The 22,174-nt window shown below is 71.8% G+C and carries 22 protein-coding genes and 1 tRNA gene; 19 read left to right on the top strand and 4 right to left on the bottom strand.

Translation table 11 applies throughout. From position 1 onward, the window contains the following. The first annotated feature begins 88 nt into the window (after positions 1 to 88). The 3 genes from KBX50_RS17545 (at position 89) to KBX50_RS17535 (ending at position 3,591) form a co-directional block, all read left to right on the top strand. The gene (locus tag KBX50_RS17545; protein ID WP_210938093.1) at positions 89 to 856 is read left to right on the top strand and encodes a hypothetical protein; all 768 of its coding nucleotides are present in this window, start codon (positions 89 to 91) and stop codon (positions 854 to 856) included. 2 nt (positions 857 to 858) lie between these two features. Beyond that, positions 859 to 1,848 carry a nucleoside triphosphate pyrophosphohydrolase gene (locus KBX50_RS17540; protein ID WP_210938091.1) on the top strand — a complete coding sequence of 330 codons (990 nt, stop codon included), beginning with the start codon at positions 859 to 861 and terminating at the stop codon, positions 1,846 to 1,848. 123 nt (positions 1,849 to 1,971) lie between these two features. Next, positions 1,972 to 3,591, top strand: coding sequence for a DUF885 domain-containing protein (locus KBX50_RS17535; protein WP_210938090.1), 1,620 nt, complete (start codon positions 1,972 to 1,974; stop codon positions 3,589 to 3,591). A 32-nt stretch (positions 3,592 to 3,623) separates the two neighbouring features. Here KBX50_RS17535 and KBX50_RS17530 read toward each other — a convergent pair whose 3' ends face one another. Continuing rightward, entirely contained in the window at positions 3,624 to 4,316 is a 693-nt protein-coding gene (locus tag KBX50_RS17530) for a hypothetical protein (RefSeq protein WP_210938089.1), read from the bottom strand. A gap of 221 nt (positions 4,317 to 4,537) precedes the next feature. Between KBX50_RS17530 and eno the strand changes: the two genes are divergently transcribed. From eno to KBX50_RS17465, 13 genes are all read left to right on the top strand, one after another. Further along, complete coding sequence (eno, locus tag KBX50_RS17525) at positions 4,538 to 5,821, top strand: phosphopyruvate hydratase (RefSeq protein WP_210938088.1); 1,284 nt, start codon at positions 4,538 to 4,540, stop codon at positions 5,819 to 5,821. Positions 5,822 to 5,850: 29 nt separating this feature from the next. Then, the gene (locus KBX50_RS17520) at positions 5,851 to 6,471 is read left to right on the top strand and encodes a septum formation initiator family protein (RefSeq protein WP_093406673.1); all 621 of its coding nucleotides are present in this window, start codon (positions 5,851 to 5,853) and stop codon (positions 6,469 to 6,471) included. 22 nt (positions 6,472 to 6,493) lie between these two features. Further along, positions 6,494 to 7,051: a DUF501 domain-containing protein gene (locus KBX50_RS17515; RefSeq protein WP_210938087.1), complete on the top strand. Its 558-nt coding sequence runs from the start codon at positions 6,494 to 6,496 to the stop codon at positions 7,049 to 7,051. Then, positions 7,048 to 7,560, top strand: coding sequence for an amino-acid N-acetyltransferase (locus KBX50_RS17510; protein WP_210938086.1), 513 nt, complete (start codon positions 7,048 to 7,050; stop codon positions 7,558 to 7,560). Before KBX50_RS17515 ends, KBX50_RS17510 begins: the two co-directional genes overlap by 4 nt. 364 nt (positions 7,561 to 7,924) lie before the next feature. Continuing rightward, the gene (locus KBX50_RS17505; protein ID WP_307870992.1) at positions 7,925 to 8,878 is read left to right on the top strand and encodes a Ppx/GppA phosphatase family protein; all 954 of its coding nucleotides are present in this window, start codon (positions 7,925 to 7,927) and stop codon (positions 8,876 to 8,878) included. A gap of 127 nt (positions 8,879 to 9,005) precedes the next feature. Continuing rightward, positions 9,006 to 9,692: a dienelactone hydrolase family protein gene (locus tag KBX50_RS17500; protein WP_210938085.1), complete on the top strand. Its 687-nt coding sequence runs from the start codon at positions 9,006 to 9,008 to the stop codon at positions 9,690 to 9,692. Beyond that, positions 9,685 to 10,425, top strand: coding sequence for a uracil-DNA glycosylase (locus KBX50_RS17495; RefSeq protein WP_210938084.1), 741 nt, complete (start codon positions 9,685 to 9,687; stop codon positions 10,423 to 10,425). Before KBX50_RS17500 ends, KBX50_RS17495 begins: the two co-directional genes overlap by 8 nt. 75 nt (positions 10,426 to 10,500) lie before the next feature. Continuing rightward, a complete protein-coding gene (locus tag KBX50_RS17490) occupies positions 10,501 to 11,229 on the top strand; it encodes a DUF4129 domain-containing protein (RefSeq protein ID WP_210938083.1) in 729 nt (242 codons plus the stop codon). Continuing rightward, positions 11,226 to 11,813 carry a hypothetical protein gene (locus tag KBX50_RS17485; RefSeq protein ID WP_210938082.1) on the top strand — a complete coding sequence of 196 codons (588 nt, stop codon included), beginning with the start codon at positions 11,226 to 11,228 and terminating at the stop codon, positions 11,811 to 11,813. Before KBX50_RS17490 ends, KBX50_RS17485 begins: the two co-directional genes overlap by 4 nt. Continuing rightward, positions 11,813 to 12,820: a MoxR family ATPase gene (locus KBX50_RS17480; protein WP_210827809.1), complete on the top strand. Its 1,008-nt coding sequence runs from the start codon at positions 11,813 to 11,815 to the stop codon at positions 12,818 to 12,820. The genes KBX50_RS17485 and KBX50_RS17480 overlap by 1 nt, the downstream gene beginning before the upstream one ends. A 6-nt stretch (positions 12,821 to 12,826) precedes the next feature. Further along, entirely contained in the window at positions 12,827 to 14,218 is a 1,392-nt protein-coding gene (locus tag KBX50_RS17475; protein WP_210938081.1) for a DUF58 domain-containing protein, read from the top strand. Then, positions 14,218 to 14,781 (top strand): hypothetical protein, encoded by a 564-nt coding sequence (locus tag KBX50_RS17470; RefSeq protein ID WP_210938080.1) that lies wholly within the window; start codon positions 14,218 to 14,220, stop codon positions 14,779 to 14,781. The genes KBX50_RS17475 and KBX50_RS17470 overlap by 1 nt, the downstream gene beginning before the upstream one ends. A gap of 156 nt (positions 14,782 to 14,937) precedes the next feature. Then, positions 14,938 to 16,263 carry an NAD(P)/FAD-dependent oxidoreductase gene (locus KBX50_RS17465; RefSeq protein ID WP_210938079.1) on the top strand — a complete coding sequence of 442 codons (1,326 nt, stop codon included), beginning with the start codon at positions 14,938 to 14,940 and terminating at the stop codon, positions 16,261 to 16,263. A 31-nt stretch (positions 16,264 to 16,294) separates the two neighbouring features. Here KBX50_RS17465 and KBX50_RS17460 read toward each other — a convergent pair whose 3' ends face one another. After that, entirely contained in the window at positions 16,295 to 18,133 is a 1,839-nt protein-coding gene (locus KBX50_RS17460) for a hypothetical protein (protein WP_307870991.1), read from the bottom strand. A 101-nt stretch (positions 18,134 to 18,234) separates the two neighbouring features. Between KBX50_RS17460 and KBX50_RS17455 the strand changes: the two genes are divergently transcribed. From KBX50_RS17455 to KBX50_RS17445, 3 genes are all read left to right on the top strand, one after another. Next, positions 18,235 to 18,318, top strand: a tRNA-Leu gene (locus tag KBX50_RS17455). A gap of 157 nt (positions 18,319 to 18,475) precedes the next feature. Beyond that, positions 18,476 to 19,309 carry a Bax inhibitor-1/YccA family protein gene (locus tag KBX50_RS17450; RefSeq protein WP_093406384.1) on the top strand — a complete coding sequence of 278 codons (834 nt, stop codon included), beginning with the start codon at positions 18,476 to 18,478 and terminating at the stop codon, positions 19,307 to 19,309. Positions 19,310 to 19,552: 243 nt separating this feature from the next. After that, positions 19,553 to 19,846, top strand: a complete 294-nt coding sequence (locus KBX50_RS17445) for a hypothetical protein (protein ID WP_210938078.1) — start codon at positions 19,553 to 19,555, stop codon at positions 19,844 to 19,846. Positions 19,847 to 20,009: 163 nt separating this feature from the next. On the opposite strand, the gene KBX50_RS17440 is transcribed toward KBX50_RS17445, so the two are convergent. Next, positions 20,010 to 21,272 carry an acetyl-CoA C-acetyltransferase gene (locus KBX50_RS17440; RefSeq protein ID WP_210938077.1) on the bottom strand — a complete coding sequence of 421 codons (1,263 nt, stop codon included), beginning with the start codon at positions 21,270 to 21,272 and terminating at the stop codon, positions 20,010 to 20,012. An 85-nt stretch (positions 21,273 to 21,357) separates the two neighbouring features. After that, the gene (locus KBX50_RS17435; protein WP_210938076.1) at positions 21,358 to 22,161 is read right to left on the bottom strand and encodes an SGNH/GDSL hydrolase family protein; all 804 of its coding nucleotides are present in this window, start codon (positions 22,159 to 22,161) and stop codon (positions 21,358 to 21,360) included. Positions 22,162 to 22,174: the final 13 nt, after the last annotated feature.

The following is a 22,174-nucleotide window of genomic DNA, read 5'->3' as shown; positions in this document are numbered from 1 at the left end:
ACAACCGCTTAATGATCGTCGGGTGGGGTGGGCGGGCGCGGGGGACCTGTCAGGGGTGGGTGGGGTGGGGCATGAGAGAGTGACGGGCATGCGTGCTCGTCGTCTTGTCGCCGTCGCCAGCGTGGCGGTCGGCCTCGTCGCCCTCGCCGGTTGCCGTTCCGAGCCTGGTGTCGCCGCGTACGTCGGTGACCACCGGATCACCGAGGACGCGGTCACCGAGGTCATCGACGACGCTCAGGCGAAGAACCCGACCCCGACCGAGGGAGCCGAGGTGCCGCCCGGCGAGGAGCCCCAGCTGCCCGGCCAGGAGCCCCAACTGCCCGGGCGTAGCCAGGTGGTGAGCACCCTGGTGCTCAGCGAGGTCTGCGAGCGGATCTCCGCCGACGAGGGTTACCGGCCGCAGAGCCAGGTCGACCCCGCGCAGGTGGCGCAGGGCATCGGTCTGAGCCCGGAGACCGGGTACGTGCGGCAGGTCGCTGAGCTGTACACCTGCCTGTCCGGCATCCCGATCGGCGCTCCGGTGGCCCCCACCGAGCAGGAGCTGACTGACCTGGTCGAGGCGGGCAAGCGGGCCGGCGCGGTGCCGCCCGAGGTGACCGTCGAGCAGGCCGCCACCCAGCTCGACGGGGAGCAGCTGCGTCAGGCCCTGGCCAACCGCAACTCGCTGCGGGAGGCCGTCGAGACGTACGACGTGACGGTCAACCCCCGGTACCGGCCGCTGGTGTTCCCGGTGCTGAGCTTCACCGGGCAGGCCGTCGCGGTGGGCGTGCCGCTGGGTGAGCCGGCCTCCGACGCGGTCAACGACATCTCCACCCCGAGGCCGCGGCCCGAGCCGGCCGTACCGACCGACGGCTGAGCATGCCCCGGATCGTCCTGCTGGTGACCTCGCCCCGGTTGCCGGCCGGGCTGTTGACGGCAGCCGCCTGGGACGTCGTACGCGCGGCTCCGGTGCTGGCCGCCGAGGAGAGCGAGCTGACCACGGCGCTGCGGTCGGCGGGCGCCGAGGTGCGGGTGCTCGACGGGCCGCCGGTGCCGTCGCTGCTGGACGCGGCGGCGGCGCAGGACACGGTGGTCTGGCTGGCCGGCCCGGCCGGGGACGAGTCGCTGGCCCGGGAGCTGGGGCTACGCCTGGCCCGCGAGCCGGGGCTGGCGGAGTTGGAGCTGATGTACGGCTCGTGGGATCCGCCGGGCGCGCGGCTGCTGGACGCGGTGGCCGTGCTCGACCGGTTGCTCTCGCCCGGCGGGGATCCGTGGAAGCGGGCGCAGACCCACCGCAGCCTGGCCGGGTTCCTGCTGGAGGAGAGCTACGAGGCGTACGACGCGATCAGCGCCGGGGACACCGACGCGCTGCGCGAGGAGCTGGGCGACGTGCTGCTCCAGGTGGTGCTGCACGCCCGGCTGGCCGAGGAGTTGCCCGAGGACGAACGCTGGAGCATCGACGACGTGGCCGGTGGGCTGGTGGACAAGATGATCCGGCGCAACCCGCACGTCTTCGCCGGTGCCGAGGCCGGCACCCTGGAGGAGATCACCGCCAACTGGGAGCGGATCAAGCAGGCGGAGAAGGCCCGCGACTCCGTCCTCGACGGCATCGCATTGAGCCAGCCGGCGCTCGCCCTGGCAGCGAAGATCCTGGAGCGTGCCGCCCGGGTCAGCATCACGACGCCCCTGCCGTCACCGGAGGCACAACCCGATCCCGAGACCACCCTCGGCGCCCAGCTGCTCGCCCTGGTCGCCCAGGCCCGCACGACCGACCTCGACCCCGAGGCCGCCCTACGCCGCACCGCCCTGTCCCACGCCCAAACAATCCGCACCACCGAATCCACCTGCCCAACCACCCCACCCAGCTGAGTTGATCATGAGGTTGGCGGCGCGAATTGTCGGATTCGGTGCCGCTAACCTCATGATCAACCGGGTGGGGTGGGGGTGGAGCGCTGGCGGGCGGGTTTGGGTGGGGGTGGTTAGGGTCGGGGGGTGGAGCGGTTTCAGGTGGTGGGGGAGCGGGTTGTCGAGGCGTTGCTGGGGAGCCGACCGGAGCTTGCGGCAACTGCGGGGGATCATCGGGTCGACGACCGGCTGCCGGATTTCTCGGCCGACGCGGTCGCGGCAGACCGGGCGATGCTTGTCGACGCGGCGAGCGCGCTGGTCGAATTCGACCCCGACGACCTCGACATCGAGGAGCGCGTCGACCACGCCCTGCTCTCCGCCCTGGTCGACCGGGAACTGTTCGAGCTGACCGAGATCCGAGGGCACGAGTGGGATCCGCTCGTGCACAACCCCGGTCCACTGCTGCACGCCCTGCTGTCCCGCCCGTACGCGCCGGTGGAGGTGCGGTTGACCGCCCTCGCCGGCCGCCTCGCCGCCGTACCGGATGCGCTGGCGACCGCGCGCGCGACCTTGCGTGACATGCCCCGGGTGCACGTCGAGACGGCGGTCGGGCAGTTCACCGGTGTGGCGGCGCTGATCCGCGACGAGGTACCCGCGCTGCTCGCGCAGGCGCCTGCCGGGATCGACCGGATCGAGCCGGCCGCCACCGCGGCGCTGGCCGCGCTCGACGAGTTCGTCGCCTGGCTGCACGCCGGCCTGGCAGCCGACGCCGGCCCGGGGCGCGATCCCCGGCTGGGCCGGCGGCGCTGGGAGGCACGCCTGTGGCACGAGCTCGACACCGAGTTGGGCGCCGCCGAGATCCAGCGCCGGGCCTGGGCGAACCTCGACCGGGTCACCGACGAGATCCGCGCGGCGGCGGTCGAGCTGGTCGGTGGTCCGGCCGACGACGAGACCGTACGCAGAGCCCTCGACCTGCTCGCCGCCGAACATCCCGACGACCACACCATCGTGGACCTGGCTTCGATCACCCTGGACGAGACGAGTGACTTCGTCCGGGCCAACGACCTGGTGACCGTGCCGGAGGACCCGTGCGCCATCCAGGTGATGCCACAGTTCGCCCGGGGCGTGGCAGTGGCCTACTGCGATGCGCCCGGCGGCCTGGAGACAGCCGCCGTGCCGACGTTCTACTGCATCGCGCCGACGCCGGTGGACTGGCCCGCCCGCCGGGTGGAGTCGTTCTACCGCGAGTACAACGACCACATGATCCGCAACCTCACCGTGCACGAGGCGATGCCGGGCCACTTCCTCCAACTCGCCCACGCCCGGCGCTACGCCGGCACCACCCGGGTACGGGCGTTGATCCGCTCCGGCCCGTTCGTCGAGGGCTGGGCGGTCTACGCCGAGGAGCTGATGGTCGGCCGTGACTTCGGTGGCCTGCCGGTGCGGTTGCAGCAGCTGAAGATGCAGCTACGGATGACCCTCAACGCGTTGCTCGACCAGCTGACGCACGCCGAGGACCTGCCCGAGGCCGAGGCGATGGCGCTGCTGACCGGACGCGGCTTCCAGGAGGAGGGCGAGGCGGCGGGCAAATGGCGCCGCGCGCTGCTGACCTCGGCGCAGCTGTCCACGTACTTCGTCGGCTACAGCGAGGTGGCCGAGATCGCCGCCGCCCGGCCACCCCACGTGTCGCTGCGGGACTGGCACGACCGGATGCTCGCCCACGGCAGCCCACCCCCGCGCCACCTGCGTACCCTGCTCGACCTGTAGGCCGCGCCCCGCCCGGCTGCCGGGGTGTTGGCTCAGGGGCCCTCGGTGCGCCGGTCCACCACGTCGGCGCCTGCCGGCAGGTCGAAGGCGCCGCCGTCGACCTGATCGCGGAAGCGGCTCAGCGCCAACTCGACAGGTTGCCCGTCGACCTGGCCGGTGAAGCTGCCCAGCGCACCCTCCCCGGTCACGCAGGCGGTGAAGCTCTCCGCGTCCTGGCGTACGTCGACACAGGTCGCGTGGTGGCCGACGACCGTGCTGCTGCGCTCGGTGATGACCGCATCCGGATCCAACGCCGCGGCGGTCAGCCGCCCCATCACCATCGGAGGAGTGACCAGCCCCTGTAGCTCGGCCTCGGCGAAGACCACGACCGAGGGCTTGCTGTTGGGCGCGGGTGGTTCCTCAAGCGTGCAGACGGTCCGGTCGCCGTCGGTGTCGCACCGGGTGGTCGCCTCGTCGGTGACGGTCAACTTTCCGCCGGGCCAGGTGTAGCTGGACCGGGCCGGGTCCTGCGACTGGACGAACGAGGCGCTCCGCCCGCCGGGAAGCTGGTACTCCGCCGAGTAGGTCAGCTCCAGCGCCCGGTCCATCCGCGCGGCGAGATCGTTGACGATGTCGGATCGACCCATGGCCCGTCCGGCGTCGTCCAGCGCCTGACAGCCGGTAACGGTGAGCAACGCGATGACCGACACAGCGAGCGTACGGAGAGTGGTCGAGGCGGCGGGCATGGCGACCAGCCTTGTCGATCGGGTCCCACTCGTGCAAACCGGTTGCCGGTTGAGGCATGAGAATCCGGGAATGTCCGACCCGTCGGGTACCGGAGCGTGGTCGTTGACCCGCCCGGTCGCCGTGCCGGGGAGCGGGGACCGATACGCTGCGTTCAACACCTGCCGCTGCCGCACCGTCGCGGCCCAAACCGGACGAGACCACACGAACGAGGAGCGACTCAGTGGCAACCATCGAGGTAATCGAGGCTCGGGAGATCCTGGACTCGCGGGGCAACCCGACGGTCGAGGTCGAGGTCGGGCTCGACGACGGCACGATCTCCCGGGCGGCGGTGCCCTCCGGCGCCTCGACCGGCGCCTTCGAGGCGATCGAGCTGCGCGACGGTGACAAGGGCCGCTACCTGGGCAAGGGAGTGGAGAAGGCGGTCGCCAACATCGAGGACCGCATCGTCGACCAGCTCATCGGCTACGAAGCCAGCGAGCAGCGGGCGATCGACCAGAAGATGCTCGACATCGACGGCACCGACAACAAGGCCGAGCTGGGCGCCAACGCGATCCTCGGAGTCTCCCTGGCGGTGGCCAAGGCCGCGGCCGGCAGCGCCGACCTGAGCCTCTTCCGCTACCTGGGCGGGCCGAACGCGCACCTGCTGCCGGTGCCGATGATGAACATCCTCAACGGTGGGGCGCACGCCGACAGCAACGTCGACATCCAGGAGTTCATGATCGCGCCGATCGGCGCGCCCAGCTTCCGGGAGGCGCTGCGCTCCGGCGCCGAGGTGTACCACGCGCTCAAGTCGGTGCTGAAGAAGAAGGACCTGTCCACCGGGCTCGGCGACGAGGGCGGCTTCGCACCGAACCTGCCCACCAACGCCGCCGCGCTGGACCTGATCGCCGAGGCGGTGGAGAAGGCCGGCTACCGGCTCGGCACCGACATCGTCTTCGCCCTCGACGTCGCCGCCACCGAGTTCTTCGCCGACGGCAGCTACACCTTCGAGGGCGCGGCCAAGAGCGCCGCGGAGATGAGCGAGTACTACACCAAGCTGGCCGACGCGTACCCGATCGTCTCCATCGAGGACCCGCTGGCCGAGGACGACTGGACCGGCTGGCAGACGCTGACCGCGGCGATCGGTGACCGGGTCCAGATCGTCGGCGACGACCTGTTCGTCACCAACCCGCAGCGCATCGCCCGGGGCATCGCCGAGCAGGCGGCCAACGCGGTGCTGGTCAAGGTCAACCAGATCGGCTCGCTCACCGAGACGCTGGACGCGGTGGATCTCGCCCACCGGGCCGGCTTCAAGTGCATGATGAGCCACCGCTCCGGCGAGACCGAGGACACCACCATCGCCGACCTGGCGGTGGCCACCGGCTGCGGCCAGATCAAGACCGGTGCCCCGGCACGGTCGGACCGCGTCGCGAAGTACAACCAGCTGCTGCGGATCGAGGAGGAACTGGCCGACGCGGCGCGGTACGCCGGGGCGGGTGCCTTCCCGCGTTACCGTTCCGCCTGACGGATGCCGTACCTCGGGGGAGGGGTGTGATGCAGCAGCGCCGCACGCCGGGTGGCCAGCGTCCGGTCCGTCGACCGGCCCGCGCTGGCCGGCCCGGCACGGCCCGCGACGGCGGTGTCCGCGCCGAGTCGCGGTCCGCCGCCGGCCGGGCGCCGTCGGCCGCCCGCGGTGCCGAGGGCGTACGCTCCGCCAAGCGCCCCGCCGCCGCCCGGCGCACGGCTGCCGGTGGTGCCGTGACGCGGCTGTCCGCACCCCGATCCCGAGGTCTCACCGGCCGGGCCACAGTGCTGTTCGCGGTGCTGATCGCCCTCGCCCTCGCATACACCTATCCGGTCCGGGTCTACCTGGACCAGCAGGCCGACATCGAGCGGATGGAGGCTGCGCAGGCGGCCCAGCGGAAGCTGATCGCCGAGCTGACCACCCAGGCGGAGAAGTGGCAGGACGAGGCGTACATCGAGACCCAGGCCCGGGAGCGGTTCTTCATGCGGCGGCCCGGTGAGAAGATGCTGATCCTGCTCGACGACCCGGCCGGTGCGGCCCGCGAGGCGGGCACCGCCGAGGGCCCGGCAACGCCGGTCACCCCCGACCCCTGGTACGACACTCTCTGGTCCAGCGTGCGAGCTGCGGACGCCCACCAGACCGAAGACTGAGCACCCGACGAGAGATGGCATCGTGACTGTCGTACCACCGCAGGAGCCGGCGGCGGCCTCCGTACCCCCGCCGAAGCGGGAGCCGGCCACGGAGGCCGACCTGGCCGCGGTGGCCGCGCAGCTCGGACGCCCGCCCCGCGGTACCCGGGCGGTGGCCCACCGGTGCTCGTGCGGCCTGCCCGACGTGGTGGAGACGACTCCCCGGCTGGCCGACGGCACTCCCTTCCCGACGCTGTTCTATCTGACCTGCCCCCGGGCGACCGCGGCGTGCAGCCGGTTGGAGTCGGCCGGGCTGATGAAGGAGATGGCGGAGCGGCTGGCCACCGACCCGGAGTTGGCCGCCCGGTACCGCGCGGCCCATGAGGACTATCTGGCCCGGCGGGACGCCATCGCCGAGGTGCCCGAGATCGCCGGCATCTCGGCCGGCGGGATGCCCGGCCGGGTGAAGTGCCTGCACGTCCAGCTCGGCCACGCGCTCGCCGCCGGGCCGGGGGTGAACCCGTTCGGCGACGAGACGCTCGACCTGGTCGAACCGTGGTGGACGACCGGACGCTGTGTCGACGTCCCGGAGGCCGGGTGAGCGAGGGCGAGGTCGTGGTCCGGCGGGCCCGGACCGCCGATGTGCGGGCGATCCGACGACTGGTCGACACCTACACCGACGATCGCCGTCTGCTCAGCAAGGCCACCGTCACCCTGTACGAGGACGTGCAGGAGTTCCGGGTCGCCAGCCGGGTCTCCGACGGTGCGGTGGTGGGCTGCGGCGCGCTGCACGTCATGTGGGAGGACCTGGCCGAGATCCGTACGGTGGCGGTCGATCCCCGCTGTCGGGGCCAGCGGATCGGGCACCGGATCGTTGCGGAGCTGATCGACGCGGCACGGGAGCTGGGGGTGGCCCGCATCTTCGTGCTGACCTTCGAGACCAGGTTCTTCGGTTCGTTCGGCTTCACCGAGATCGACGGCGCCCCGGTGCCGCACCCGGTCTATGAGCAGCTGCTGCGTTCGTACGACGAGGGTGTCGCCGAGTTCCTCGACCTGGAACGGGTCAAGCCGAACACCCTGGGCAACACCCGCATGCTGCTACGCCTCTGACCGCCCCGCCCCGCCCCGCCCCGCCCGCGGCCACTCTGCGCCGTCACCCGGGTTGCGCTGTCACTCGCTGTGTCCGACTCCCCGCCGGCCCACGTGCCACCTCCGCCCTTTGCTCTGCTTACCCATACGCACAGGTTTACTTTCGGTGATGGATGGCTGGGTATGGATCTGACCGGGCTTTCCAGGAACCCCTGTTCATGAGGGGGTTGCGTATAGGTAAGCAGAGCAAAGGGGGCGATGGGTATGGCGGGTGCCTCGGCTGCTCGACTTCGGAGAGTCACCGATGGTGTGGCTACAGTCCGTGATGCGGTGGTCGGAGGAGTGGGTCGGCGGTGGCGGTAGGGTTCTCGCCGTGACGACGCGTGTGGCGGCCATCGACTGTGGCACCAACTCGATCCGGATGCTGGTCGCCGACCTGCCCGACCCGTCGGCGGGACCGGCCGCACCGCTTGTCGACCGGAGCCGGCGGATGGAGATCGTCCGGCTCGGTCAGGGCGTGGACGCCACCGGCCGGCTCGCTCCGGAGGCGATCGAGCGGACCCGGGTCGCGCTCGCCGACTACGCCGCCGAGATCGAGAAGCTGGGTGCCGAGCGGGTGCGGATGTGCGCCACGTCGGCCAGCCGGGACGCGGAGAACGCGGCCGACTTCCGCGCCATGGTCGAACAGACGCTCGGCGTCGCGCCGGAGGTGGTCAGCGGGGACGAGGAGGCGCGGCTGTCGTTCACCGGAGCGGTGCGCGGCCTACCCGCCGACGCGCCGTCGCCGTACCTGGTGCTGGACATCGGTGGCGGCTCGACCGAGTTCGTCGTCGGCACCCGGGACGGTGGGGTCGACGCCGCGATCTCCATGGACATCGGCTGCGTACGGATGACCGAGCGGCACCTGCACGGTGACCCGCCGGGACTGGACGAGATCGCCGCCGCCCAGGCCGACATCGCGGTCGCGGTGGATCGGGCGCTGACGGCCGTGCCGGGACGGCAGGCGGCCACGCTGGTCGGGCTCGCCGGGTCGGTCACCACCGTCGTCGCGATCGCCGAGGGCCTCACCGGGTACGACCCAGCCCGCATCCACCACGCCCGAGTGTCGTACGAGCGGGTGGCGGAGGTGACCGCCGACCTGCTGGCCATGACGCGCGAGCAGCGGTTGGCCATCCCGGTGATGCATCCCGGCCGCGCGGACGTGATCGGTGCCGGCGCATTGGTGCTCCGCGTCGCCATGGAGCGGGCCGACATGGCCGCCGTGGTCGCCTCCGAGCACGACATCCTCGACGGCATCGCCTGGAGTCTGGCAAACGCGAACGGGAGGTATCGGCGCTAGCGCGAACAGGAGGTGAATGCCACTGTTCCGGCATCTTCCCGGCGGAGGTCACCGCGTGGCAGGCTACCCGCACGTAGGACCACTGGGCGACCAGCCAACGATGACTGACCGCTAGGAGGACGGGCCGATGGGCGAGATGGTGACCTACCGTGGTGATGCCGGCACGGGTGAGGGATATCTCGCGATACCTGCCACCGGCGCGGCAAGCCCGGCAGTGATCGTGATTCAGGACTGGTGGGGCCTCGTGCCGCACATCAGGTCAGTGGTGGACCGTTTCGCCGAGGCGGGCTTCGTCGCCCTCGCCCCCGATTTTCGGCACGGCGAGCCGGCCGGGAAGCCGAGTGAGCCGCGGCGGCTACTCAACGGACCGCAGATGGACGAGACGGCACGGGAAATCGCCGCCGCCGCCGACTACCTCGCCGGCCGGGTCGAGGTCACCGGCAAGGTGGGCTGCGCCGGCTTCTGCGCCGGGGCCAGTCTGGCGCTGTGGGCGGCGAACTTCTCCGAGCGGATCGTCGCCACCGCCGCCTTCTACCCCCAGTTGCCCTGGGAAGGCATGCGTGCCGAGTGGACCGACTACGCGGGCAAGGACGCGCTGGTGCACTGCTCCGAGGCGGACGGCACCTCTGCCGACCCGGGTGTCCAGGCGGTACGCCGGGCCATCGAGAACTCCGGCGGCAGTTGCCAGCTGCACGACTACCCGGGCACCGCGCACGCCTTCTTCAACGAGGACCGGCCGGAGAAGTTCGACCAGCGGGCCGCCACCAGCGCCTGGGCGCGCACTCTGGAACTCTTCCGGGCCAAGCTTGGCTGAGTCGCGTACCCCCGTCGAAGTCGTCGCCCGCGCCGCGCGGGCGACGGATCTGGCCGACCTGGACGCGGGCGTTGTCGACTGTTTCGCCTGCCCCCGGCTGGTCGACTGGCGGGAGGAGGTGGCCCGCACGAAGCGGGCGGCCTTCCGCGATCAGGAGTACTGGGGACGGCCGGTGCCCGGCTTCGGCGATCCGGCGGCCCGGATCGCCATCCTCGGGCTGGCCCCGGCCGCGCACGGCGGCAACCGCACCGGCCGGATCTTCACCGGCGACCGGTCCGGTGACGTGCTTTTCGCCGCCCTGCACCGGGCCGGCCTGGCCAACCAGCCGACGAGTGTGACCGCCGACGACGGACTGGCGCTGCGGGAGACGAGGATCTTCGCCGCCGTACGCTGCGCCCCACCGGACAACAAGCCCACCCCGGGCGAGCGGGACACCTGTGCGCCCTGGCTGCATCGTGAGGTCGAGCTGATCCGGCCGACGCTGCGGGTGGTGGTGGCGCTGGGCGCCTTCGCCTGGGCCGCGTGGTGGCCGGCGTTGCGTGCCGGGTACGGCGTCCTTCCGCCCAGCCCGCGACCGTCCTTCGGGCATGGGGCACACTGGTCCGGCACGGCCGGACCGGAACTGCTCGGTTGCTACCACGTCAGCCAGCAGAACACCTTCACCGGTCGGCTGACACCAGAGATGCTGGACGATGTGTTCGCCCGGGCGAAACTGCTGGCCGGGGTGGACTGAGGCGGCGGGGCGATGACGATGGCGGACGGTACGGGTGCCGTCCCGCCGTACGCCCCGATGGCCCGGAGGTAACCGATGGACGTGCTTCGCAGCTGGTGGCCGGTGACGGCGGTGATTGCCCTGCTCGCCGCCGTGACCCTGGCCACCGCGCACTCGTCGATCGGCGCGAGCCGGATACCGCCCGCCGTCAAGGATGCGCCCTTCGTGCTGGAGTACCCGAGTGGGGAGCCGCGTCCCTCGATCCCGGCCGAACCCCGCGAGGCCGCCGAGGAGACCCGGACCCGGATCCCGTCCTGGCTCGGCACGGTGGCGGTGGCAGTGCTCGGCCTGGCGCTGCTCGCCGCCCTCAGCTATCTGCTCTGGACCGTGGCGCGTGGGGTGGCGCGTCGGGTCACCCGGGCACTGCCCGCGCAGCCGACCCGGCGCAGCGCCGAAGGTACTGCCGCGGAGGTGGTGGCGGCCGTCGACGCCGGCCTGGTCGACCTGGACGACCGCGCCACCGACCCGCGGACCGCGGTGATCGCCTGCTGGGTACGCCTCGAAGAGGCCGCAGCCGTCGCCGGGGTGCCCCGGCTGACCGGCGACACCCCCACCGACCTGGTCACCCGGCTGCTTCGTGGTGATCCGTCCACCGGCGTGTCGGCGATCGTGAGTGCCGACGTGCTGGCCGAGTTCGCGAACGTCTATCGCGAGGCCCGGTACGCCACCCGCCCGGTGGACGAACGGACCAGGGACCAGGCCCGGGTGGCGCTGCGCCGGTTGCGCGGCGAACTGACCGAACTGGCCGAGCGGGAGCCGGCGTGAGCAGCACGAGTATCGACGACCTGCTCAGCTTCTCCGAGGAGCGGCCGATCCAGTCCGAGCCGCGCCGGGGCGGGCGGCTGCGTACCGTCGCCGGCGTGCTCGGTGTCACCGCGGCGGTGACCGTGGTGGCCGTCGCCGGGCTGCGCGCGGTCGGGCTGCGGGTGTCGTTGCTGGTGCTGGTCGCCGCCGTGGTCGCGCTGCTGGTGGTACGCCGGATCGTCGCCACCCTCGCCCCACCACCGAAGTCCGGCCAGGGCGGTTCGTCGTCGCGGGGCGGCGAGGAGCCCGGCACCTACAACTGGGACGCCCGGGACGCGCTGCGAGTCGCGATCAACGGCTGGGCGACTCCTCTGGAGTGGTCCAAGACCCGCCCCGAACGGTTCACCACCGTGATCCTGCCCCGCCTGGCCGAGCTGGCGGACGAGCGGATGCGCCTGAAGCACGGCGTCACCCGCGAGTCGGATCCGGCCCGGGCCCGCGCCCTGCTGGGCGATGACCTGTTGACGTTCCTGGAAACCCCACCCCGCCGCACCCCCTCGCCGCGCGACCTCGCGGCGATCGTCGCCGAACTGGAGAAGATCTGATGAACGACGTCGGCCGGACGATGCCCCCCACCGAGGTAGGTCGCCTCGCCCGGGCCGTACTGGACGCGGTGGGCCAGGTCGTGGTCGGCAAACGGGACGCCCTGGAGTTGGTGCTCGCCGGCATCCTCGCCGGCGGCCACGTGCTGCTCGAAGACCTGCCGGGGCTGGGCAAGACGCTCACCGCGCGCTCCTTCGCCCAGGCACTGGGCCTGGACTTCCGGCGCCTACAGTTCACCCCCGACCTGCTGCCCGCCGACGTCACCGGCTCGTTCCTCTACGACCAACGCAGCGGTGACTTCACCTTCCGGGCCGGACCGGTCTTCACCAACCTGTTGCTCGCCGACGAGATCAACCGGACCCCGCCGAAAACCCAGTCGGCTCTGCTGGAGGCGATGCAGGAGAAGCAGGTCTCGGTGGAGGGCGTGACGTACCGGTTGGACGAGCCGTTCCACGTGCTCGCCACCGCCAACCCCATCGAGTACGAGGGCACCTATCCGTTGCCGGAGGCGCAGCTGGACCGGTTCCTGCTGCGGGTGTCGTTCGGTTACCCGGCGCAGGACGAGGAGTGGGAGGTGCTGCGTCGGCGGATGGCGCGCCGCCGCGAGGAGGCCGAGATCAAGCCGGTGGTCGACGCCGGCACCCTGCGCGCCATGCAGGCGGCGTTGGAAGACGTCGTGGTGGAAGACTCGGTGGGCCGGTACATCGTGGCGCTGACCGCGGCCACCCGTGAGCACCCGTCGGTGCTGGTCGGCGCGTCGCCGCGCGGTTCGCTGGCACTGCTGCTGCTGTCCCGGGTACGGGCGGTGCTCTCCGGGCGGGACTACGTGGTGCCCGAGGACGTCAAGGACGTCGCGGCCCCGGCGCTGGCCCACCGGATCACGTTGCGGCCGGAGATGTGGCTGCGTCGGGTCGATCCGTCCTTCGTGGTCGGTGAGGTTCTCGACGGCACCCCGGCGCCGGCCAGTGGCGCGCTGCCCAGCTACGCCGCCGGCCGACCGGGAGACTGACCCGGCGTGAGCGAGCGGAGCGAGCGAACGGCACCCACCAACTGGACGCCCACCTGGGCGTTCGGTCGGGCGGTGCTGCTCACCGGCCTGCTTCTGGTCGCCGCGGTGCTGCTGGGACGGGTGGATCTGATCGTGCTGGCCATCCCGTTCGCGCTCGGCACCGCGTACGCGTTGCGACGCCGACCCGTCGAACTGCCTCGGGTGTGGCTCAGCACCGACGAGGATCCCCTGGTGGAGGGCGGCGCGATGGCCGGGACCGTCACCGTCGGCAACCCGGGTGCGGTCTCCTACGACGTGGCGGTGCTGCGTACCCGGGTCTCACCGTGGCTGCGCGTCGAACGCGCGGGTCTCGCCGGCAGCGCGGTGGTCGGCACCGGCCGAGCCGCCGGTGCCGGGCAACCGACCGTGGCGGACCGTCCGTTCGTCACGTCGGTCGCCCCGGACACCGCCGTCGACCTGGAGTTGGCCGGTACCGCGCTGCGCTGGGGCCGGCATCCGCTGGGTCCTGCGGGTGCCCGGGTCGCCGCCGCGCAGGGCCTGCTGGTCTCGCGTGCGGTGATCGTCGAACCGGTCCGGTCGAAGGTGTACCCGAAGACCGAGCCGTTCGAGGCGGTCGAGGTGATGCCCCGGGCCGCCGGCCTGGTCGGTGCCCACCACTCGCGTCGTCCCGGTGAGGGAGGCGAACTCGCCGGGGTGCGGGTCTTCGCCCCCGGTGACCGGTTGCGCCGGATCGACTGGCGGGTGTCGCTGCGGGCCCGGCAACTGCACGTGGCGGCCACTCTCTCCGACCGGGACGCCGAAGTGGTCGTGCTGCTCGACGTGCTGGCCGAGGCGGGTCGCTCCGGTGGGGTCACCGGTACGGCGTCGGTGTTGGACACCACGGTCCGGGCGGCCGCCGCCATTGCCGAGCACTACCTGCACCGGGGTGACCGGGTGGCGCTGCTGGAGTACGGCCCGAGTGCCCGGCGGCTGCGCCCCGCGACCGGACGGCGGCAGTACCTGACCGTGCTGGAGTGGCTGTTGGACGTCAAGGCCCAGTCCTCGCCACACGAGCCGTACGACCACGTGTTCGGCCCGCAGTTGCTCTCCGCGGACGCGCTGGTGGTGGTGCTCACCCCGTTGCTGGAGGAGCGGTCGGCGCAGATGTTGGCCCGGTTGGCCCGTTCGGGGCGGTTCGTGGTGGCCGTCGACACGCTCCCGGCGGACCTGTCACCGCCGAAGGATCGGGGCTGGGCCGAGGTGGCGTACCGGCTGTGGCGACTCGACCGGGACACGATGATCGCGCAGTTGCGTGAGCACGGGGTGCCGGTGGTGCCGTGGGCCGGCGCCGGCAGTCTCGACCAGGTGCTACGCGACGTGGCGAGGCTGGCCACCGCCCCCCGGGTGGGTGGCCGGTGATGGGGGCGGTCATCGGGCGGGTTCGGGCGTTGCGGACCGCCGCAGCACGGATCTCGCTGGCTCCCGTGCTGGTCCGGGTGGGGATCTTCCTCAGCGCACTGGTGGGGCTGCTGCTGGCGTACCCCGCCGAGGTCGTGGCGGGTGAGGCGCTGGGCCCGCTGGTGGCGGTCGCGGCGCTGCCGGCGGTGCTGCCGCGCCGGCTCTGGCCGAGTTTCGCCGCCCTGGTCACGGTCGGCGGCTGGCTGCTCGCCACCGACGGATACAACCGACCTATCGCGTTGTGGCGGCTGATGGCGGTGGCCGTGGCGCTCTACCTGACCCACACGCTCTGCGCGTTGGTGGCGGTGCTGCCGTACGACGCCGTGGTGGACCCGGACGTGATAGTGCGTTGGCTCACCCGGGCCGCCGGAGTGTTGCTCGCCACGTCGGTGCTCGGCGTGCTGCTGCTCGAACTCGCCGGTGCCCGGCCCGGTGGTGGCGGCTGGCAGGCGGTCACGGTGGCCGGTCTGCTGCTGGCTGTCGGGGTGACCGCGTTGCTGGCTGGGCTGCTGCGACGCCGGTGATTCGGGGGTTCCCCGGGTCTGCCGCGACAGCTGGTGTCGGCGGTTCGAGGATGCCGCCGGTGGCCGTCGTTACCGGGGTCACAGTCGCGTTGTGCTCGGTCACAGAAGGGGGCCGCGCGCGGGATTACCGCTGTCGGTGGGGGAAAGATGGTAGGCGTGAATCCGAAGCGGATCCTTGTGGTGGGCGCCGGGCACGTCGGTCTCTACGCGGCGCTGCGCCTGTCGAAGAAGCTGAGTCCCCGTGAGGCTGAGGTCGTCGTCGTCGACCCGCAGCCGCACATGACGTACCAGCCGTTCCTGCCCGAGGCTTCGGCGGGGAACATCTCCCCACGGCACTCCGTGGTGCCGCTGCGTCGGGAGTTGCGCCGGTGCAAGGTGGTGGCTGGTGCGGTCACCCGGATCGACCACGCGAGCCGGACCGCCACGGTGCAGCCGATCATCGGCCCGCCTCGCGAGATCACCTACGACCACGTGGTGGTCGCCCCCGGCTCGGTCTCCCGGACCCTGCCCATCCCGGGCCTGCACGAGCACGGCATCGGCTTCAAGACCATTGGTGAGGCCATCTATCTGCGTAACCACGTGCTCGAACAGCTCGACGTGGCCGCCGCCACCACCGACCCGGAGGTACGCCGCCGGGCGCTGACCTTCGTCTTCGTCGGCGGCGGGTACGCCGGTATCGAGGCGCTGGCGGAGATGGAGGACATGGCCCGCCACGCGCTGAAGTACTACCCGGAGCTGAACACGTCGGACATGCGGTGGGTACTGGTCGAGGCCACCCAGCGGGTGCTGCCGGAGGTCGACCGGGACATGGGTGCCTACACGGTGCAGCAGTTGCTGAAGCGGGACATGGACATCCGGCTCGACACCCGGCTGGAGTCCTGCGTCGACGGGGTGGTCAAGCTCTCCGACGGGGACAGCTTCAGCGCGGACACCATCGTCTGGACCGCCGGGGTGAAGCCGTCACCGATGCTTGACGCGACCGACTTCCCCCGCGAGGAGCGGCGTCGGGTCACCTGCCTGCCGACGTTGCAGGTGGTCGACGGTGACCGCGTCGTCGAGGGCGCCTGGAGCGCCGGCGACTGCGCCGCCGTACCCGACCTGACCAAGCCGCCGGGCAACTACTGCTCGCCGAGCGCGCAGCACGCGGTACGCCAGGCGCAGCGGATGGCCGACAACATCGTCGCCGTGATCAGGGGCCGGGCGCCGGTGCCCTACAAGCACAAGCACGTCGGCAGCGTGGCCAGCCTCGGCCTGCACAAGGGGGTGGCGCAGGTCTACGGCATCAAGATGACCGGCTGGCCGGCGTGGTTCATGCACCGGACGTACCACATGAGCCGGATCCCGTCGCTGAACCGGAAGGTCCGGGTCGTGGTCGACTGGACGCTGGCGTTCGTGCTCAAGCGTGAGGTGGTGGCCCTCGGCCAGCTGCACGACCCGCGTGAGGAGTTCGCCGAGGCGTCTCAGCCCCCGTCGAAGGTGTGAGTGAGCGGTAGCCCTCTTCCCCGGAAGGGGGCTACCGCGTTTCTTCGACCCGCCAGTACCAGGCGTCGGTGAGGCGGGTCGACGGTCCGTAGAGCGCCTCCAGCGTCAGCCGCAGACTGTCGGCGTGCGCCGTGTCGGCGGCCAGCACCACGCACGAGGCACCCCAGTACGCAACGTCCGCGGCGGCGCGGCGGCGCTGTTCGTCCCCGACGACGGGCCGGAGACCGCTGCGGGCCACGTCGGCCAGGAGCGCGGAGGTGGGTCGCGGGGCGACGCCCATCGCAGCGCTGCCGCCACGGCCGTGCGGGCCGATGAAGAAGCCCTGCGGCATGCTGAACTCGGCGTTGGCGGCGGTCGCCCATCGCATCGGCCAGGGCTCCTTGGGCGTGGCCAACGGCACCGGTACCAGGACGCCGCCCGGCTCGACACACGTCCGCCAGTGGCCGGCGGCGATGAACTCCGGAACCGGCGGGCGCTGTGCGGTAGGCAGCGGCGCGGGGAGCAGCGGTACCACCGCCACGGCGACCGCGACCAGCGTGAGCCGGCGGGCGCGGCCCGTGCTGCGCAGCGCCCGGTCGACCGTCAGCACCAGCAGCGTCGCGATCAGCGGCGGTACGGCCAGGGCGAACCGCATCGGTAGCGCGCCGTCGACCACCGGCACTCCGCCGAGCAGTGCGTACGGCCCGGGCAGGCCGGAGGCTTCGCGGTCGAAAATCACCTCGGGGCCGAGCGACAGCGCACCCATCACGAGAATTCCGGCGGTGCAGGCCAGCACCAGCGGGCGGCGTCCCAGCCAGACGGCGCAGCCGACGGTGACGACCAGCAGCGGCCAGCCCAGGAAGGTGTTGTACTCGGCCGGGCCGGTGCTCAACTGGGCGGAGCGGTCGTCCCCGAGCAGCGAGAGCGGTGAGATCGCCCACCAACTGCGCAGGTCGGCTGAGAAGTAGTGCGGGCTGAACATGCCATCGGCGACGCCGAGGGGCCCGGCGAACTGGAACCACAACGGGCGGGCGAGCACCAGTAGGGCCGTACCGGTGGCGAGGACCATTGCGCCGGCGAAGGCGGGGAGCGCCCGACGGGTGAGATCGCGGTCCGTGATGATCATCGTCACCGCCATCACCAGCAGGGTGAGCGCGGCGAGGAAGAGCACCTCCTCGCCGATGAACACCTGAGCGGAGACAGCGGCGGCGAGCCCCATCGCGGAGGTGGTCAACCGGCGTCGGTCCGGCGCGCCGGCAGCCGGCCCGGCCGCCCGCAGCAGGCGTACGACCAGCCAGACGATGACCGGCAACAGCCACTGCGCCGTCATGTGCAGATGGCTGTTGCTCTGGGACACCATGCCGGGGGCGAAGCCGCACAGCGCACCGCCCAGCGTCGCGGCGGCCCGGCGGGCCCGCAGCGTACGGCTGAACAGGAGATACCAGGCGGTTGCGGTGCCGGCGAGGTTGACCGTGACCAGCAGGGTGAAGGTGACCGGAGCGCCGAACAGCAGGGTGACGGGTGCGCACAGCACACCGAGGGCGATGACCGACGTGTTGGCCATCAGATTGACCCCGACAGGGGCGTTGAGCCGGTCGGTGGACAGGCCGAAGTCGCCCAGCAGGGCCCGGGCGTCGACGGCCAGGAACCACTCGTAGAGCACCTGGTCCTCGGGGTTGAGGGCGAGCACCAGACCGGTCGGGTCGGCCCAGAGGCGGTGGGTGAGCGCGCCGGCGAGCGCCGCGAAGAACAGCCCTACCAGCAGGTCGATCCGGTACCGGACGACCGTCCGGGTGAGCCGGATGAGCCGCCGTCGGCGTACCCGAGCGAGGGGGTGACCCGCCTGCGTTGCCACGTCATCAGTCGGGGCGAGGGGCGCGCGGCTGCTCACGGCCTCGACCCTACTGGCGGTGCTTGGCGGGGGACGCCGCAGTGGCGACGAACCCGCTACCGTGGCACTGCACCGTACGTGCCGGCACGCCGGTGTCACCCGCCCGGGTGGTGGAAAGGCAGACACGGCCGCCTTAAAAGCGGCTGCCGCAAGGCGTGCGGGTTCGACCCCCGCCCCGGGCACCACCTCGCGAAGACCTCGCCGTGAGAGCCTGTGCTCAGGTGCCGGATCGGCTCAGCTCTCAGCTTTCCCTCAGCTTGGCGATCTCCAAGGGCTGGTCGGGACGTTTACTCTTGTACTGCACGTTGACGTGCAATGAGACCCCCTGAGGGAGGCCAGACAGTGAAGACTTCGAACCCGGTGCTCGCCCGGCTTGGTCAGGCGGCCGAGCGGGAGCGGGCCGCCGGGTACGCCCCGTCCGGGCCGTACGGACAGCCCGGTTACCCCCAGCAGGTTCCGCCGCAGGCCGGCTACCCCGGCGCGCCCGGATTTCCGTCGGCCCCACCGGCGGTCACCCCCATGTCGATCGACGACGTGGTGGTCAAGACGGTCACCCTCCTGGCGATCGTCGGCGTTGCCGCCGCGGCGGCGTGGGCGCTGGTGCCCGACGCGCTGCTCGGCGTCGCCTGGATCGGTGCGGCAATCGTCGGCCTGGTGCTCGGCCTGATCATCTCGTTCTCCCGGATGGCGAACCCGGCGCTCGTCGTCGCGTACGCCGTCGTCGAGGGTGTCCTCGTCGGCGCCGTGAGCAAGTTCTTCGAATCGCTGTACGACGGCATCGTGCTCCAGGCGGTGACCGCGACCTTCGGTGTCTTCTTCGTGATGGCCATGCTCTACAAGGCGCGGGTCATCCGGGCCACGCCGAAGTTCGTCAAGGGCATGATCGCGGTGATGGCGGGTCTGTTCGCCGTCATGCTGATCAACCTGGTGCTGGCGCTCTTCGGCGTCAACACCGGCCTACGTGACGGCAGCCCGCTGGCCATCGGCTTCAGCATCGTCTGCATCGTGGTCGCCTCGCTGAGCTTCGTGCTGAGCTTCAAGGAGGTCGAGGACGGCGTCCGGATGGGCCTGCCGCAGCGCTACTCCTGGGTGGCCGCGTTCGGCATCCTGGTCAGCCTGATCTGGCTCTACATCGAGATGCTGCGCCTGCTGAGCTACTTCCAGGGCGACGACTGACCTCGCCGCCCAACGACCGACCGGCGCCCGCCCCAACCCGGGGCGGGCGCCGTCGTCTCCCCACCCCAGTCCCCGCTCTCCCGCTGCGCCGATCATGCAGTTGTGGCACCGGACAGGTCGGGCGTAAGCGGAGGAATCGACGACCCCAACTGCATGATCGGCGGTCGCTTGGGGGTCGGTGCGTAGAGTGCGGGGGTGGCGGGTGTTGGTGGGAGTGAGGCAGAGGCGGAGGTTGTGCGGGGGGTGGAGCTGCTGGTGCGGCAGGTCAGCCACTGGCAGCAGCCACGGTGGTCAGCCGCCGCATCGGTCGGCAACGTGTCCCGGGCGGATCTGGTGCACCGATTGGTGCAGGAGATCGCCAACCTCGCCGCGGACGCGGAGGGGCAGCCACGACGAGTCGTACCCCGGCTCGACAACGACCTGGCTCTGCCCGACCAACTCCGGGTGGTCACCGCGGACCTGCTCGCCGCGAACCCGAGCGAGGAGGCCCTGGCCCGGGCCGCCACCGAGGTCACCGCGACCCGGACCGCGCTCTGACCACCGGCCCCTCAAGTGGCCCGACATGCGGCAAGCCGGGGTCTACCGCCGAGCTGATGGCTCGAGTTGCCGCATGTCGCGACCGCGCCTGACCGCCGACCGCGCCTGACCGCCGGCCGCGCCTGACCGCCGGCCGCGCTGACGGCCGGCGATCGGTGCTCAGTCAGCTCAGGCGCTCGACGACCATTGCCATGCCCTGGCCGCCACCAACGCACATGGTTTCCAGGCCGATGGTCGCGTCATGCCATTGCAGGGCGTTGAGCAGTGTGCCGGTGATCCGGGCGCCGGTCATCCCGAACGGGTGACCGACGGCGATCGCGCCGCCCATCACGTTCAGCTTCTCTTCCGGGATGCCCAGCTGGCGGTACGACGGAATCACCTGGGCGGCGAACGCCTCGTTGATCTCGACCAGGTCGACGTCGTCGATGGTCATACCGGCGCGTTCGAGTGCCTGCCGGCTCGCCTCCACCGGGCCGAGGCCCATGATCTCGGGTGACAGCGCGGTGACACCTGTGGAGACGATCCGCGCCAGTGGAGTGATGCCCAGCTCATCGGCCCGCTGGGCGCTCATCACGACCACGGCGGCGGCCCCGTCGTTCAGCGGGCAGCAGTTGCCGGCGGTGATCCGGCCGTCCGGGCGGAAGACCGGCTTCAGCTCGGAGACCGCCGCCAAGGTGACCCCGGCTCGGGGCCCGTCGTCGGTGGCGACCACTGTGCCGTCGGGCGTGGTGACCGGGGTGATCTCACGGGACCAGAAGCCGTCGGCGATCGCCTTCTCGGCCAGGTTCTGACTGCGTACGCCGAAAGCGTCCATGTTCGCGCGGCTCACGTCGTACACCTGGGCGAGATTCTCGGCGGTCTGTCCCATGGCCAGATAGACGTCGGGTAGCGCGTCCTTCTCACGCGGGTCCGTCCAGACCGGCGCGCCGGCCTCGGCGCGAGCCTGGGACCGTTCGCGTGCCGACGCGAAGCGTGGGTTCTCCCAGGCGCCGCCGAGCAGGGCCTGAGCCTCGGGCGGCAACCCGTCGGAGCTGCCGCGTGCGTAGCGGGAGACCATTTCGACGCCGGCGGAGATGAAGACGTCGCCCTCACCGGCCCGGATCGCATGCATGGCCATTCGCGTCGTCTGCAACGAGGATGCGCAGTAGCGGGTGAGGGTCGCGCCGGGCAGGCCGTCGAGGCCCATCAGCACGGCGACCACGCGAGCCATGTTGAAACCCTGCTCGCCGCCGGGCAGCCCACACCCGAGATAAAGGTCGTCTATCTGTCGCGGGTCGAGCTGCGGCACCTTGGCCAGGGCCGCCTGCACGATGGTGGCGGCCAGATCGTCCGGGCGGAGATCACGTAGGGAGCCCTTGTGAGCCCGGCCGATGGGGGAGCGGGCGGTGGCGACGATGACGGCGTCGCGGGACGACTCAATCGGCATACCGACACGTTAACTCGCCGGTAACTTGCGGCGGAAGTTTCCGTCGGCCGGGAAATGTCACCCCGCGTCGGATGAACAGACCCGCTCAGTGGTGTGGGGTGACGGCCGCGGCGGCGACCACCGCGGGCAGCAGGGCGTGGGCCCAGACCCGGTAACCGTCGGCGGAGGGGTGGTAGCCGTCGTGACAGAAGGTGCCGGCGTCGGCCCGGAACACCGAGCCCGTCTCGGTGGCCAGGTCGACCACCGTCCCCCCGGCGTCGAGCACCGCACCGGTCTGTGCCTGGGCGATCCGGCGTCCCATCCAACCGACGACCTGCCGTAGCGGCGACGCGATCGCGCGTACGGCGCCGAGATCCGGGCAGGTGCCGACCACGACCTCGACGCCGGCCTGACGCAGCCGGTGCACGGCGGCGCCGAGATAGGCGGCGGCCTCGGTCGGCCGGCGCATGCTGGTGACGTCGTTGGCGCCGACCAGGACGACCGCCACGTCCGGCCGCTCGCCGAGCAGCGCTCGCGCCACCTGGGTGGCCAGGTCGGTTGAGCGTGAGCCGGAGACACCGACGCTGGACAGGTGCACCTGACGCCCGCCCGGTCCCTCGGCGAGCAACTCCGACAACTGCCCGCCGATGGTGTCGCCGAGCCGGTCCACCCCGACGCCGAGGGCCGAGGAGTCGCCGAGCAGCACCAGGCGCAGCGGTGGGGCACCGGCCCGACCGACGGTCGCCCGCAGGGCCAGGCCGAGCTCTGGCTGGGCGTAGCGACGGTTGCGCGCCACCACGGCCTCGCCGGCGAGCACCGCGGCCCCGCCGAGCGTGCCCGCGAGCAGGGAAAATGCGACGGTACGGGCGACCCGCGCGGCGACCTGGGTGCCGGCAGAGAGATTGGTCATGACGCCGTCCTCG

This window comes from Micromonospora sp. C51, from assembly GCF_018070435.1.
Lineage (GTDB): Bacteria > Actinomycetota > Actinomycetes > Mycobacteriales > Micromonosporaceae > Micromonospora > Micromonospora sediminimaris.
Note: the sequence above shows the minus strand (reverse complement) of the source record. Positions and strands in the feature narration are given on the sequence as shown.

Excerpts from the sequence above, each read along its gene's own strand:
- KBX50_RS17440 (WP_210938077.1), bottom strand. The coding sequence starts at position 21,272 with ATGCCGATTGAGTCGTCCCGCGACGCCGTCATCGTCGCCACCGCCCGC.
- KBX50_RS17435 (WP_210938076.1), bottom strand. The coding sequence starts at position 22,161 with ATGACCAATCTCTCTGCCGGCACCCAGGTCGCCGCGCGGGTCGCCCGT.
- KBX50_RS17520 (WP_093406673.1), top strand. The coding sequence starts at position 5,851 with ATGCAGCAGCGCCGCACGCCGGGTGGCCAGCGTCCGGTCCGTCGACCG.
- KBX50_RS17500 (WP_210938085.1), top strand. The coding sequence starts at position 9,006 with ATGGGCGAGATGGTGACCTACCGTGGTGATGCCGGCACGGGTGAGGGA.
- KBX50_RS17545 (WP_210938093.1), top strand. The coding sequence starts at position 89 with ATGCGTGCTCGTCGTCTTGTCGCCGTCGCCAGCGTGGCGGTCGGCCTC.
- KBX50_RS17530 (WP_210938089.1), bottom strand. The coding sequence starts at position 4,316 with ATGCCCGCCGCCTCGACCACTCTCCGTACGCTCGCTGTGTCGGTCATC.
- KBX50_RS17490 (WP_210938083.1), top strand. The coding sequence starts at position 10,501 with ATGGACGTGCTTCGCAGCTGGTGGCCGGTGACGGCGGTGATTGCCCTG.
- KBX50_RS17480 (WP_210827809.1), top strand. The coding sequence starts at position 11,813 with ATGAACGACGTCGGCCGGACGATGCCCCCCACCGAGGTAGGTCGCCTC.
- KBX50_RS17540 (WP_210938091.1), top strand. The coding sequence starts at position 859 with ATGCCCCGGATCGTCCTGCTGGTGACCTCGCCCCGGTTGCCGGCCGGG.
- KBX50_RS17470 (WP_210938080.1), top strand. The coding sequence starts at position 14,218 with ATGGGGGCGGTCATCGGGCGGGTTCGGGCGTTGCGGACCGCCGCAGCA.